The following is a 13,025-nucleotide window of genomic DNA, read 5'->3' as shown; positions in this document are numbered from 1 at the left end:
ATTCCCGACCCCGGCGGGTCACCGGGAAGGCGTAGGCCCGCCTCGGGGTCCGCCTCAGGGGTGCCCCGGAGACCGGCAGGGCGCCCGGCGGCCAGGCGGCCCGTCCGGCCCGGTGAGTGCGGGTGCGGAGGGCCCGTTCGCCGGGCCGTCCGACCCGGGGGATATGATTCCGCGGTCGCTGCTGGTGGGGGGCATTCGGCGGCGCCTGTACGGCCTCAACAGGCCCCTCACGCCTGCGATTTCGCACTCTTTCCGGGTTACGCCCGAATTCCTCCGTGAGGTTCCCCTTGCGCAATCAGCCCCGCAGAATCCTCGCCGCGGCCGCCACGGCCGCCCTGCTCTCCGGCGTCGCCCTCGCCTCGGCCCCCGCTGCCCTCGCGGCCCCGAGCTCCGCCGGTGCGACCCAGGGCACCCAGGCCTCCTCGCCGGTCACCGTCGCCCTCGTCGGCCTGCCCGAGACGGTCAAGGCGGGTGGCGCGCCGATCGAGTTCTCCGCGACCCTCAGGAACACCGCCGACCACGAGGTGGACGTGCTGGGGTCGGTCTTCACGATCGCGGACACGGGCATCGGCAGCAAGCCGAGCCAGTTCAAGCTGGAGTACCAGGCGCCCGGCAGTACGCAGTGGAAGGACGCCACGCCGAGCGGCGGGATCGCAGGTGGCCTCTGGGACATCGACCGGACCGCCGGGCCGCACCTGGCGCCCGGCGCCGAGGTCGCCTACCGCCTGCGGCTCACCGTCACCGCCGACGCCCCGGGCGGGCGGGTGACGCCGGGCTTCAACACCGTGGCCTCGGACCCCACGCTGCCGCCGGAGCAGCGCACCTCGTTCGCGATGAGCGGCTACTCGAACCTGGTGATCGCCCCGGCGGTCACGCCGACCACCCCGGCGACCACGCCCGCCGCCACGGCGGACGTCAGGCTCTACGGGGTGCCCGCCGTCTTCACGGCGGGCACGGAGGCGAAGCCGTTCGGGCTGGTCCTCACCAACAGCAGCGACAAGGACCTCCGGATCGTGCCCGCGGTCGTGTTCCAGGGGCGGACCGTCCTCCCCTCGGGGACGGTGAAGTTCGAGTTCCAGGCACCGAACGGGGACTGGCTGGAGGGCACTCCCGGAGGCGACTCGGACCACCCGAACTGGCTCTACCTGGGCCTGCGGACCGGTAGCAAGGACGCCGACGTCATCACCCTGCCGAAGGGCGGGAGCAGGGCGATCAACGTCCGGCTGGCCTTCACCAAGGACGCTCCGGCCCTCGCCGAGTCCCTGGTCGCCCTCGCGGGCACCCTGCCCGGCACCGGCGAGAGCGCGGCCGAGGCGTCCAGCCCGAAGGCCGACTTCACCATCGCGGGCCCGGTGGACGCCACCGGCACCCCGGCCCCCAGCACGCCCGCCACCGGCACGGTCCCGGCCACCACCCGGCCGGAGGCCGACCCTTCCACCGGCCCGGCCACCGCCCCCGCCGCCGTCCCGGCCGCGCAGGTCACCACCGGCGTACCGAGCACGGCGGCCGACACCGCGCAGGCCGCCCCGGCCCCGGTCGCCACCCGGCTCGCCTCCACCGGCGGCGGCTCCTCCTCCGCCCCGATGGCGATCACCGGCGCGACCGCGATCGCCCTCGGCATCGGCACTCTGGTCGTGGCCCGCCGCCGAAACGCCGTCCGGAGCGCCGGAAACTGACCCGGTACGGCCGAAGGCCCGTCCGTCACCCGCTGCGGAGCGGGGACGGACGGGCCTTCGGCCGTGGTGCGGCGACTCAGCCGGCCGGCTGCTGCGGCGGCTGCGGCTGGGCGTACGGGTTGTCCGCGACCGGCTGGGCCGGCGCACCCGGCTGGTAGGGCGCGGCGGCCTGCGGCGGCACGGGCTGGGCGGCCTGGGGCTGGCCGGCCTGCTGGGCGTACGGGTTGAACCCGGCCTGCTGCGCGGCGTTGGGGTTGTACGGCGCATTGGGGTTGTACGGCGCGTTCGGGTTGAACGCACCGGCCGGCGGGGTCGGCTGGTTCTTCGCGTTGCTGCGCTCGACGATGGCCTTCACGGTGGCGACGATCATGGCGACCGGAAGGATGAACGCCTTGAAGAAGATGGTGTACTCGCCGCCCTCGAAGACGAACGCGAGGTAGTAGGCGTACCCCAGGAACCCGACGCCGACGACGATGTTGAGGATCCGCAGGCCGACCTTCAGGCCGCCGAGGGGCAGTACCCCGAGGACGAGCATGATGAGGCCGCTGAGCGCCAGCAGGACGACGTACCAGGAGAACAGCGGCTGGGCGCTGAAGTCGAGATTGTTCAAGGGGGGTTTCCTGTGGGAGGAGAAAAACGGCGGGAACCGTCCGGGGACGAAAGCGCACAGTACTGGAGGCGACCGACATTCGTCGTCGCCTTTTCGTCACGGTGTCGTTGCGCTGTGTCGGAGCCGCGCCGGAACGGTAATTGACGAGGTGGGAAATGACTGATTATGAGGTACTGCGGGTCTTTTGCGGGCCGGACGGGCGGCACGGGAACGAACTCGGGGTGGTGCGCGACGGCGCCGCCGTGCCGGGGCGGGCGGACCGGCAGGCCCTCGCGCGTGAACTCGGCTTCAGCGAGACGGTGTTCGTCGACGACCCGGGGCGCGGGGAGATCGACATCTACACCCCGAGCGTGCGCCTGCCGTTCGCCGGCCACCCGTGCGTGGGGGCCGCCTGGCTGCTCGGCGTGGAGCAACTGGTCACCGCCGCCGGGGTGGTGGCCGTCCGGCACGAGGGCGGGCTGACCCGGATCGAGGCCCGGCCGGAGTGGGCTCCCGGGCGGACCCTGCGGCAGTACGGTTCGGCGGCCGAGGTGGAGGCGCTGGAGGTGCCGCCGCCGGGGGAGTGGATCTACGCCTGGGCCTGGCAGGACGAGGCGGCCGGTACGGTCCGGGCGCGGGCCTTCCCCGGCCGGGGTGACGGGATCGACGAGGACGAGGCGACCGGCGCGGCCGCCCTGCTCCTGGCGGCGCGGCTCGACCGGGCGCTGACCGTCACCCAGGGCCGGGGCTCGCAGCTGATGGCGGGCCCCCGTCCGGGCGGGCTGGTCGAGGTCGGCGGCCGGGTCGTGCCCGCGGGGGCTCGGGCCAGCAAGCCCGCCCCGAGCTGAAGGGGCGCGCCGGTGCCGGGAGGGGCGGGTCAGGAGCGCCCGGAGGCGAGCGGGCGAGTAGGGGGCGTCGGCTCCGCGTAGGCGCGCGGCCGGGCGGCGGGTGCGACCACCACCGGCGGGACGGTCAGCACGGACACCCGCGGCGCCCGCGGCTTCGGCCGGTGGGTCCGCAGCAGGTGGCGCAGCCCGGGCACGAGGGCCAGGTGGGCGATCACCACGCCGAGCACGGCGAACAGGATGTGGTCCACGTTGAGCACGTGTCCGGGCGTCCAGGAGGAGAGGAACTCCAGGCCGGTCGCCAGCAGTGCGGAGACGCCCGTGGTGCGCAGGAAGGACGGCAGCCAGGGGGCCCGGACCCGGCCGCCGGCCAGCGGGAGCAGGACGCCGAGCGGGGCGAGCAGCAGGAACTCGCCGACCACCTGCCAGGTGGTGGAGGAGCGGAGCGAGGCCAGCGGCGTCAGGTTGGCGTCGTACACCCAGGCGACCGGCAGCGGTCTGAGCACCAGCCAGAGCACCAGCGTCAGGTGGAGGGCCAGGCCCGCCAGCCCGGCCAGCCGGAGGGAACGGTGGGCGGCCGCCGCCGGCCCGGTCTGGGTCCGTGCGCCGGAACGCCCGTCGCACGTCTCGGGGCCCGTCTTGGTGCCATCTCGCTGCACGGGGGGAAGGACGTGAGCCGGTGGCGCGGCGGTTCCACCCCGGGCGTGAACATTCCAGGGCACGCCCCCGTTCCCCCCTCCGCTACCGGCAGGGCGCGGCCGTCGGCACCGCGCTGAACACGTTGTCCGGCGGCGGCGACCCCGGCGGCACCGGGGTCGGCGCGGGGCTCGGACTGACGCCCGCCCTGGCCGCGCCGCGGGTCGGGGTGAGGGTCGGGGCCGGGCCGGTCGGGGTGGCCAGGGCGGTCGGTATGTGCGGCGCGGTCGGGCAGGCCGTCCGGCTGGCGGGCGCGCCGGCGTCGACCGGTACGGCGGTCGGCCGGATGCCGCAACCGGAGGCCAGAGCGAGCAGGAGCAGCACGCCGGCGGTGCGGCGCAGGGTGGTGCGGGTGGGGGAGGTCACGTGGCGTCCTTGTGCTCGGCGTCGCCGGTGGGGCCGCCTTCGGCCCCGCCCGCGGACGGCGGCGGCGGCGGGGTCAGCGGCAGGGTGAGGGTGAACACCGCGCCGACCTCCCCGTTCGCCGCCGTGATCGTCCCCCCGTGGATCTGGGCGTTGGCCATCGCGATGGACAGCCCCAGGCCGCTGCCCTCCGAGCGGGCCCGCCCCCGGTCGGCCTTGTAGAAGCGGTCGAAGACGTGCGGCAGCACGTCCTCGGGGATGCCGGGGCCGCTGTCGGAGACCTCCACCACGACCGATTCCTCGGTCTGCCGGACCTTGACCCGCACCGGCGAGCCGCCGTGCTTGAGGGCGTTGCCGATGAGGTTGGCGAACACCACGTCGAGCCGGCGCGGGTCGACCACGGCCAGGATGCCGCGCGGGGCGTCCAGCTCGACCGCGTCGTACCAGGCCCGGCCGTCGATGCAGGACATGATCAGGTCGGCCATGTCCACCTCGTCGGCGACCAGCTTGGCGGTGCCCGCGTCGAAGCGGGTGACCTCCATCAGGTTCTCCACCAGGTCGGACAGCCGCCGGGTCTCGCTGACCACGAGCCGGACGGCCGGCTCGATCATCGGGTCCAGCGACTCGGCCTCGTCCTCCAGGATGTCGGTCACCGCGGTCATCGCGGTCAGCGGGGTGCGTAGCTCGTGCGACATGTCGGCCACGAACCGCCGGCTCTGCGCCTCGCGCGCGCTCAGCTCCTCGACCTGCTCGTGCAGCGACTCCGCCGCCCGGTTGAAGGTCCGCGCCAGATCGGCGAGTTCGTCCGATCCCTCGACCTCCAGCCGGGTGTCCAGGTGCCCCTCGCCGAGCCGTTTGGCGGCCTCGCCGAGCCGCTTGACCGGCCGCAGCACCGTCGCCGAGGCGGCCTGGGCGAGCAGCGCCGAGCCGATCAGCGCGAGGAGCGTCGCGATGGCCAGCGACCAGCCCAGCGTGTTGAGGTCGGCCCGCTCGTTCTCCAGCGACTTGAACATGTACGCCGTCGGACCGTTCGGCAGCACCTTGGTGCCGCCGATCACGAACGGGCGGCCCTCCAGGTTCTGCCGCTGCCAGTACAGGTGGTACGGGTACGGGTTGTTCTCGGTGACCTCGCGCGGCTTGGCGACGGTGGACTGCAGCGCCGCCGGGACGTCGGACAGCGTGAAGTGCGTCGGGTCGGAGGAGGCCGGGCACTCCGGGTGCGCCGGGTCGACCACGACCACGTCGTAGGTCAGGCCGGAGCTCGCCACGGTGGAGGCCAGCGCGGCGAGCTCCGGACAACTGGCGTTCAGTGGCAGGTCGGAGACGTTGCGGCTGAGCGAGACCCGGAAGTCGTTCAGCGCGGTGTCCTGAGCGCGTTTGAGCACCGCGTCGCGGTTCAGCCAGTACGCGATGCCGGAGGCCGAGACGGCGGCGAGCAGCGCGACGGCCGCGAACACCGCGATCAGCCGCACCCGCAGGGAGCGCAGCCGCCGCCACGGGCCGGACGAGAACCGTCGGGCAGTCTGCTGATGGTCAGTCACAAGAGCCTGTCGTCGTACGGGAGTTCAGGGGTTCGGAACGGGAGGGGTCAGGCGGGCGGGTCCAGCCGGTAGCCGACGCCGCGCACGGTGCGGATCAGCGTCGGCGCGGACGGCACGTCCTCGACCTTGGCCCGCAGCCGCTGCACGCAGGCGTCCACCAGGCGGGAGTCGCCGAGGTAGTCGTGCTCCCAGACCAGCCGCAGGAGCTGCTGGCGGGAGAGCGCCTGGCCGGGGCGGCGGCTGAGCTCCAGCAGCAGCCGCAGCTCGGTCGGGGTGAGCTGGAGGTCCTGGCCGTCCTTGGTGACGGTCATCGCGGCCCGGTCGATCACCACGCTGCCGTACGCGGAGGAGTCCGAGCTCTCCCGCTCGCCGCGCCGCAGCACCGCCCGGATCCTGGCGTCCAGCACGCGCGGCTGCACCGGCTTCACGACGTAGTCGTCCGCGCCGGACTCCAGGCCCACCACCACGTCGATGTCGTCCGAACGCGCGGTGAGCAGGATGATCGGCAGCTGGTCGGTGCGGCGGATCCGACGGCAGACCTCGAAGCCGTCGATCCCGGGCAGCATCACGTCCAGCACGATCAGGTCCGGCCGCTGCTCCTTGAAGAGCCTCAGACCGTCCTCGCCGGAGGCGGCGGTGGCCACACGGTGGCCCTGGCGGGTGAGGGCGAGTTCGAGGCCGGTCCGGATGGCGTCGTCGTCCTCGATCAGTAGGAGGAAAGGCACGGCCCCATTTTGGCTTACGCGAAGCGCCGAATCACCCCCCGGACCGGTCACTGCCCGTACGGGAACCGGAAGGACGGCCACCGGCGTCCGGTACGGAGGGAGGTGGACCGGGACGAAGAGCCCCTCCCCTGTGACACCCCTGTGACAGTCGGCGGACAGCGCCATCACAACCGGCAGGCAGGATTTTCCATGTCGCCGCAGGACAGCGGGCCGCAAGGGCCGGCTGGAGGGCGGCAACAAGGAACCGCTCGTACCGAACCAAGGGGGCGCACGATGAACGCCATGCTTCAGACCCGGACCAACCCGGCTGTCCGCACCGCGCGTTCGTCAGCGACCACCCACCGGACGCGGTACGAGATCAGGACCGACGAGAACTCCGGTGCCGTGACCGTACGGGGGTGCGCGCACAGCACCGGTGGAAACCCTGTCGCCCGCCGGGTGAGCGGCGGCGGCAGGACGGGGGAGCTGTACGGGATCGGCCGACTGGGGAGTGCGGCCGACTCCGCCAACACCCTCACGCTGCGGGGGGTCCTCCCCGTCCGTGTCGAGGGCAAGGACAACCGGGGGAACAACGGCCTGCGGGCGGTCGGTTCGGGGGAGCCGACCGGTCGCGAGGCCGCCGGTGCGACGCTGCTGCGGCTGAACCCCGCAGGGGCCCGCACCACCGGGGCGGGACAGGGAGACGCGCAGGGGGAGCACTCGGCCGTCGCGGAGGACCACATCACGGAGTTCACCGCGTACGTGCGCGAGCGCCGCGCCTCCCTGTACGCCACGGCGTACCACCTCACCGGTGACCGCTACGAGGCCGAGGACCTGCTGCAGAGCGCGCTCTTCAGCACCTACCGCGCCTGGGGCCGGATCACCGACAAGGCCGCGGTCGGGGGCTACCTCCGCCGCACCATGACCAACCTGCACATCTCCGCCTGGCGGCGCCGCAAGGTCAACGAGTACCCGACCGAGGAGCTGCCGGAGACGGCCGGCGACACCGACGCGATGGGCGGCACCGAGCTGCGCACCGTGCTCTGGCAGGCGCTGGCGAAGCTGCCGGAGAACCAGCGGACCATGCTGGTGCTGCGGTACTACGAGGGCAAGACCGACCCGGAGATCGCCGACGTTCTGGGGATCAGCGTCGGCACGGTCAAGAGCAGCATCTGGCGCGCCCTGCGCCGGCTGCGCGACGACGAGCACCTGAACAAGTCGGGCGACACCGTCCGGGCGTTCGGCGAGCTGGTCGCGTAGGACCACGCGCAGGACCAGGGGGACAGGACTCCCGTCGGGGGACGGGTAGCGGACGGTTACGGTTCGGGGGCGCCGGCTCGGGGGAGCGGTGTCCGTGGGGAGCCGAGGCCGTTCGGCAGGCGACGGCCCGGTGCGGGGGAGACGCACCGGGCCCGTCGTCGTTCCGTCCAGCCGCGGCTCAGACCGCGGAGAGCTCCCGCTGCCCGGCCGCCGCGCGGACCCGCCGCTCGGCCTCCGGCCCGGCGCACGGGTACGACCCGAGCTCGACCTGCCGGCCGACGATGGCCCGCTCGGCCCGCATCAGCCGCACACCCCGGCGCAGCAGCACCGGCAGCGACTTGCGGCCCTCGCGGACGTCCCGGCGCAGCCGGCGCCAGGCCGTGGTGAGTGCGCCGTTGCGCAGGCACAGCGCGTCCCCGAGCAGGCCCTCGGCCGCGCACTCGGCGACGATCTCGGCGGCGAATATCCCCTCGGCGATGAACGCGGGCGCCCCGTCCAGGTCCAGCGGGCGGGTGGAGACCCGGCCGTTGTCCGGGATCGAGTACACCGGCACCTCGGTGCGCCCCTGCCCGTACAGGGCACGGATGGCGGCGACGGCCTGGTCGCGGTGCCAGGCGAGCGGGGAGTCCCAGTCCACGGCGCCGTCGGGCAGCCGGGGCAGGGTGGGGTCGTCCCCGTCCTTGTAGAAGTCGTCCAGCTGGAGCACCGGCAGCCCGCTGCGCTCGGCCAGCGAGGACTTCCCCGATCCGGAGGGCCCGGAGAGCAGGATCACCCGGGCATGGGCCGTCGGCGCGGGATTCATGGGGGAGTCACTCACGGGACACCAGTCTGACGCATCCCGGCCGGTTGCCGAAACCGTCCGGTCGCCACCTTCTGGACCCGCCGGGAAAGTCGACGGACCCGCGCCAGGGGGGAGAGGCGCGGGTCCGTCCAATGACCGCCCGGGCCCTGGGGGGGAGAGGGCGCTGGGGACGGCCAGTCTGTGGAGTTGTGACGCGGTGGAGCGGAGGGTCAGATCCCCATCGGGTGCCAGACCGTCTTCGTCTCCAGGAACGAGAGTAGCCGGTCCGTACCGGGCGCCTTGGTCCAGTCCTGGGCGAACGGGTCCAGCTCCGGACGGACCACCCGCTTCAGGGTATCGGCGGCGGCGGCCTCCAGGGCGGGCGCCGCGCCGGGGCCGTCGGAGGCGATGGCCCCGGTGAGGTCCAGCGCGTTGACGTCCTGGTGGGAGGCCAGCGTGGGCGCGATGTCCGCGGTGCGGCCCGAGATGATGTTGACCACGCCGCCCGGGACGTCCGAGGTGGCGAGCACCTCGCCCAGGGACAGCGCGGGCAGCGGGGCGTCCGCGGCGGCCGCGACCACGACCGTGTTGCCGGTGGCGATCGCCGGGGCGATCACCGAGACCAGGCCGAGCAGCGAGTGCCCGTACCCGGCCTGCGGGGCGACGATCCCGACCACGCCGGTCGGCTCCGGGGTGGAGAGGTTGAAGTACGGCCCGGCGACCGGGTTGGCGCCGCCCGCGATCTGGGCGACCTTGTCCGTCCAGCCCGCGTACCAGACCCAGCGGTCGATCGCGGCGTCCACCAGCGCGGCGGCCTTCTTGGGGCCGATGCCCTCGGAGAGCGACACCTCGGCGGCGAACTGCGCGCGTCGGCCCTGCAGCATCTCGGCCACCCGGTACAGCACCTGGCCGCGGTTGTACGCGGTGGTGCCGGCCCAGCCCTTGACCGCCGCGCGGGCGGCCAGGACGGCGTCGCGGGCGTCCTTGCGAGTGCCCAGCGGGGCGTTGGCGAGCCACTCGCCGTTGGAGTCGGTCACCTCGTACACCCGCCCGCTCTCGGAGCGCGGGAACTTCCCGCCGACGTACAGCTTGTAGGTCTTGAGGACGTCAAGACGCTGGATGGTCGTGTCAGACATCTCGGGCCTCGACATTCAGGTAGGGCTCCAGACCGTGGCGGCCACCCTCGCGGCCGTAGCCCGACTCCTTGTAGCCGCCGAACGGCGAGGTCGGGTCGAACTTGTTGAAGGTGTTGGCCCAGACCACGCCGGCCTTGAGCCTGTCGGCCATCCAGAGGATGCGCGAGCCCTTCTCCGTCCAGATGCCGGCGGAGAGGCCGTACGGCGTGTTGTTGGCCTTCGCGACCGCCTCTTCGGGGGTGCGGAAGGTCAGCACCGAGAGTACCGGGCCGAAGATCTCCTCCTGGGCGATCCGGTGGGCCTGGCTGACGCCGGTGAACAGGGTCGGCTTGAACCAGTAACCGGTGCCGGGGAGTTCGCACTCGGGCGACCAGCGGTCCGCGCCCTCGGCCTCGCCGGCGTCGGTCAGCTCGGTGATCCGGGCCAGCTGGGCGGCCGAGTTGATCGCGCCGATGTCGGTGTTCTTGTCCAGTGGGTCGCCGACCCGCAGGGTGGCCATCCGGCGCTTCAGCGCGTCCAGCACCTCGTCCTGGACCGACTCCTGGACCAGCAGGCGCGAGCCCGCGCAGCAGACGTGGCCCTGGTTGAAGAAGATGCCGTTGACGATGCCCTCGACCGCCTGGTCGATCGGCGCGTCGTCGAAGACGATGTTGGCGGCCTTGCCGCCCAGCTCCAGCGACAGCTTCTTGCGGCTGCCGGCCAGCTGCTTGGCGATCGCCCGGCCGACCGGGGTGGAGCCGGTGAACGCGACCTTGTTGACGTCCGGGTGCGCGGTGAGCGCCGCGCCGGTGCGGCCGTCGCCGGTGACGATGTTGACGACGCCCTTCGGCAGACCGGCCTGGCGGCAGATCTCGGCGAAACGCAGGGCCGTCAGCGGGGTGGTCTCGGCCGGCTTCAGGACGACCGTGTTGCCGGTCGCCAGCGCGGGCGCGATCTTCCACGCCAGCATCATCAGCGGGAAGTTCCACGGGATGACCTGGCCGGCCACGCCCAGCGGGCGCGGGTTGGCGCCGAAGCCCGCGTAGTCCAGCTTGTCCGCCCAGCCCGCGTAGTAGAAGAACCAGGCGGCGACGGTCGGGATGTCGAAGTCGCGGGTCTCGCGGATCGGCTTGCCGTTGTCCATCGACTCCAGCACGGCCAGCTCGCGGCCGCGCTCCTGGATGATCCGGGCGATCCGGAACAGGTACTTGGCGCGCTCGCTGCCGGGCAGCGCCGACCAGTCGGTGAAGGCCCTACGGGCGGCGGCGACGGCGCGGTCCACGTCCTCGTCGGTGCCCTGGGCGAACTCGGCGAGCACCTGCTCGGTGGCCGGGTTGACCGTCTTCAGGGCCTCGCTGCCGGAGGAGTCGACGAACTCGCCGCCGATGAAGTGGCCGTAGGAGGTGGCGATGTCACCCGCCGCGGCGGGGGACTCGGGGGCCGGAGCGTAGGCGAAGAGGCCTCCGGACGGCTTGGCCGCGGGCTCCTCGATGTTCTTCTTCTTGGCCATGGTGATCAGTCCACCGTCACGTAGTCGGGGCCGGAGTAGCGGCCGGTGGCCAGCTTCTGGCGCTGCATCAGCAGGTCGTTGAGCAGGCTGGAGGCGCCGAAGCGGAACCAGTGCGGGGTCAGCCAGTCGTCGCCGAGGGTCTCGTTGACCATCACCAGGTACTTCATGGCGTCCTTGGTGGTCTTGATGCCGCCGGCGGGCTTCACACCGACCTGGACGCCGGTGGCCGCGCGGAAGTCGCGGACGGCCTCCAGCATCAGCAGGGTGACCGGCGGGGTCGCGTTGACGGAGACCTTGCCGGTGGAGGTCTTGATGAAGTCGGCGCCGGCCAGCATCGCCAGCCAGGAGACCCGGCGCACGTTGTCGTACGTCTGCAGCTCGCCGGTCTCGAAGATCACCTTGAGGTGGGCGGAGGTGCCGTCCGGGCGCTTGCACGCCTCCTTGACCGCGACGATCTCGTTGAAGACCTCGAAGTAGCGGCCGGAGAGGAAGGCGCCGCGGTCGATCACCATGTCGATCTCGTCGGCGCCCGCGGCCACCGCGTCGGCGGTGTCGGCGAGCTTGACCGGGAGGGCGGCGCGGCCGGCCGGGAAGGCGGTGGCCACCGAGGCGACCTGGATGTCGGTGCCGCGCAGGGCGTCCTTCGCGGTGGCGACCATGTCCGGGTAGACACAGATGGCGGCGACGCGCGGGGTGGTCGGGTCGGTCGGGTCGGGGGTCCTGCCCTTGGCGCACAGGGCGCGCACCTTGCCGACCGTGTCAGCGCCCTCCAGCGTGGTCAGGTCGATCATGGAGATCGCCAGGTCGATGGCGTAGGCCTTCGCCGTGGTCTTGATCGAGCGGGTGCCGAGGGAAGCGGCGCGGGCTTCGAGGCCGACCTGGTCGACGCCGGGCAGGCCGTGCAGGAAGCGGCGGAGCGAGGCCTCGGACGCCGCAACGTCCGCGAGGCCGCTGCCCGCAACGCCGGGGGCATTGGCTGCAACAGTGGACATAGTCACCAGACCAGCATATCTACGCGCGTAGTCGACCGCTAGGGCGACCACCTTTCCGGCCGCCTTTCGTGGCCGGACCGAGACCTCGGCCACGTACGGCCCCGGCCCGCCATTCGTGGCCGGACCGAGACCCGCTGGTGAGGGGTGGATGGGGCAGAATCGACGCCATGACCGAATCCGACGGCAAGCCCCACCGGGGCCCGGCCGCCCCCGGCGGGGAACCCGAGTACGCGGACCGCGTGTACCGCTCCGTCCCCGGCGTGATCTCCGGCGTGCTCCTGCTCGCCGTCGCCGCCTGGCTGATCGGCGACGCGGTGGTGACCGGCACCGGGAAGACCCCGTACGTCGCCCTCGCGGCGGTGCCGGTGTTCGCCTTCCCGGTGATCGCCTACACGCTGCGTCCGGCGGTGTTCGCGGGCAGCAGCCGCCTGGTCGTCCGCAACCCGTGGCGCACCATCACCGCCCCCTGGGCCTCGGTCGCCGCGCTGCGCGCCGGGTACTCCGTCGAGTTGCTGGCCGGCGAGAAGAAGTACCAGGTGTGGGCCGTCCCGGTCTCGCTGCGCCAGCGCAAGCGCGCCACCCGGGCCCAGAGCCGCGGCAACGCCGAGCACGCCTCCCGGACGGGGCTGGGGCTGGGACTCGCCGGCCGGACCAACCCGGTCGTCCAGGGGGCCCCCGACCCCACCCGCGCCTGGTCCGACCAGGTGACGGACGTCCTCCAGGAGATGGCCGAGCGCAACGGCACCCGTCCCGACGCCGCCGGGCCCGTGGTCGTGCGCTGGTGCTGGTGGGTCATCGTCCCCGCCCTGGTGGGCCTCGTCGCCCTGATCACGGTGATCGCGGTCTGAACCCGGACGTGGGGGGGGGGGGCGGCGGGGGGCCCCGGGGGCCCCCCCCCCCCCCCCCCCCCCCCCCCCCCCGCCGCCGCGGGGGGGGGGGGGGGCGGCGCCCCC

At 73.3% G+C, this 13,025-nt stretch carries 13 protein-coding genes; 4 read left to right on the top strand and 9 right to left on the bottom strand.

Annotated elements, in window-relative coordinates:
• Positions 1-287 precede the first annotated feature (287 nt).
• The gene (locus tag ACH4J0_RS21230) at positions 288-1,676 is read left to right on the top strand and encodes a hypothetical protein (protein WP_396242092.1); all 1,389 of its coding nucleotides are present in this window, start codon (positions 288-290) and stop codon (positions 1,674-1,676) included.
• A gap of 76 nt (positions 1,677-1,752) precedes the next feature.
• On the opposite strand, the gene ACH4J0_RS21225 is transcribed toward ACH4J0_RS21230, so the two are convergent.
• Positions 1,753-2,286 (bottom strand): hypothetical protein, encoded by a 534-nt coding sequence (locus tag ACH4J0_RS21225; protein WP_396242091.1) that lies wholly within the window; start codon positions 2,284-2,286, stop codon positions 1,753-1,755.
• Between the two features lie 155 nt (positions 2,287-2,441).
• Between ACH4J0_RS21225 and ACH4J0_RS21220 the strand changes: the two genes are divergently transcribed.
• Positions 2,442-3,113, top strand: a complete 672-nt coding sequence (locus ACH4J0_RS21220) for a PhzF family phenazine biosynthesis protein (protein ID WP_396242090.1) — start codon at positions 2,442-2,444, stop codon at positions 3,111-3,113.
• 29 nt (positions 3,114-3,142) lie between these two features.
• On the opposite strand, the gene ACH4J0_RS21215 is transcribed toward ACH4J0_RS21220, so the two are convergent.
• From ACH4J0_RS21215 to ACH4J0_RS21200, 4 genes are all read right to left on the bottom strand, one after another.
• Positions 3,143-3,769 (bottom strand): VanZ family protein, encoded by a 627-nt coding sequence (locus ACH4J0_RS21215; protein WP_396242089.1) that lies wholly within the window; start codon positions 3,767-3,769, stop codon positions 3,143-3,145.
• 82 nt (positions 3,770-3,851) lie between these two features.
• Complete coding sequence (locus tag ACH4J0_RS21210) at positions 3,852-4,172, bottom strand: hypothetical protein (RefSeq protein ID WP_396242088.1); 321 nt, start codon at positions 4,170-4,172, stop codon at positions 3,852-3,854.
• The gene (locus ACH4J0_RS21205; protein ID WP_396242087.1) at positions 4,169-5,710 is read right to left on the bottom strand and encodes an ATP-binding protein; all 1,542 of its coding nucleotides are present in this window, start codon (positions 5,708-5,710) and stop codon (positions 4,169-4,171) included. Before ACH4J0_RS21205 ends, ACH4J0_RS21210 begins: the two co-directional genes overlap by 4 nt.
• A gap of 47 nt (positions 5,711-5,757) precedes the next feature.
• A complete protein-coding gene (locus ACH4J0_RS21200) occupies positions 5,758-6,435 on the bottom strand; it encodes a response regulator transcription factor (protein ID WP_030257458.1) in 678 nt (225 codons plus the stop codon).
• Between the two features lie 273 nt (positions 6,436-6,708).
• On the opposite strand from ACH4J0_RS21200, the gene ACH4J0_RS21195 reads away from it, so the two are divergent.
• Positions 6,709-7,674, top strand: a complete 966-nt coding sequence (locus ACH4J0_RS21195) for a SigE family RNA polymerase sigma factor (protein ID WP_396242086.1) — start codon at positions 6,709-6,711, stop codon at positions 7,672-7,674.
• A gap of 178 nt (positions 7,675-7,852) precedes the next feature.
• Here ACH4J0_RS21195 and ACH4J0_RS21190 read toward each other — a convergent pair whose 3' ends face one another.
• The 4 genes from ACH4J0_RS21190 to deoC form a co-directional block, all read right to left on the bottom strand.
• Complete coding sequence (locus ACH4J0_RS21190) at positions 7,853-8,491, bottom strand: ATP-binding protein (protein ID WP_396242085.1); 639 nt, start codon at positions 8,489-8,491, stop codon at positions 7,853-7,855.
• A gap of 194 nt (positions 8,492-8,685) precedes the next feature.
• On the bottom strand, positions 8,686-9,591 hold the full coding sequence (locus tag ACH4J0_RS21185) for an aldehyde dehydrogenase family protein (RefSeq protein WP_396242084.1): 906 nt from the start codon (positions 9,589-9,591) through the stop codon (positions 8,686-8,688).
• Positions 9,584-11,080 (bottom strand): aldehyde dehydrogenase family protein, encoded by a 1,497-nt coding sequence (locus ACH4J0_RS21180; RefSeq protein ID WP_396242083.1) that lies wholly within the window; start codon positions 11,078-11,080, stop codon positions 9,584-9,586. The genes ACH4J0_RS21185 and ACH4J0_RS21180 overlap by 8 nt, the downstream gene beginning before the upstream one ends.
• A 5-nt stretch (positions 11,081-11,085) precedes the next feature.
• Entirely contained in the window at positions 11,086-12,072 is a 987-nt protein-coding gene (gene deoC / locus ACH4J0_RS21175; RefSeq protein ID WP_396242082.1) for a deoxyribose-phosphate aldolase, read from the bottom strand.
• Between the two features lie 167 nt (positions 12,073-12,239).
• On the opposite strand from deoC, the gene ACH4J0_RS21170 reads away from it, so the two are divergent.
• Complete coding sequence (locus tag ACH4J0_RS21170; protein ID WP_396242081.1) at positions 12,240-12,920, top strand: PH domain-containing protein; 681 nt, start codon at positions 12,240-12,242, stop codon at positions 12,918-12,920.
• Positions 12,921-13,025: the final 105 nt, after the last annotated feature.

Origin of the sequence: Kitasatospora sp. NPDC017646, assembly GCF_044329365.1 — a bacterium.
In the GTDB taxonomy this organism is placed as follows: Bacteria; Actinomycetota; Actinomycetes; order Streptomycetales; family Streptomycetaceae; genus Kitasatospora.
Note: the sequence above shows the minus strand (reverse complement) of the source record. Positions and strands in the feature narration are given on the sequence as shown.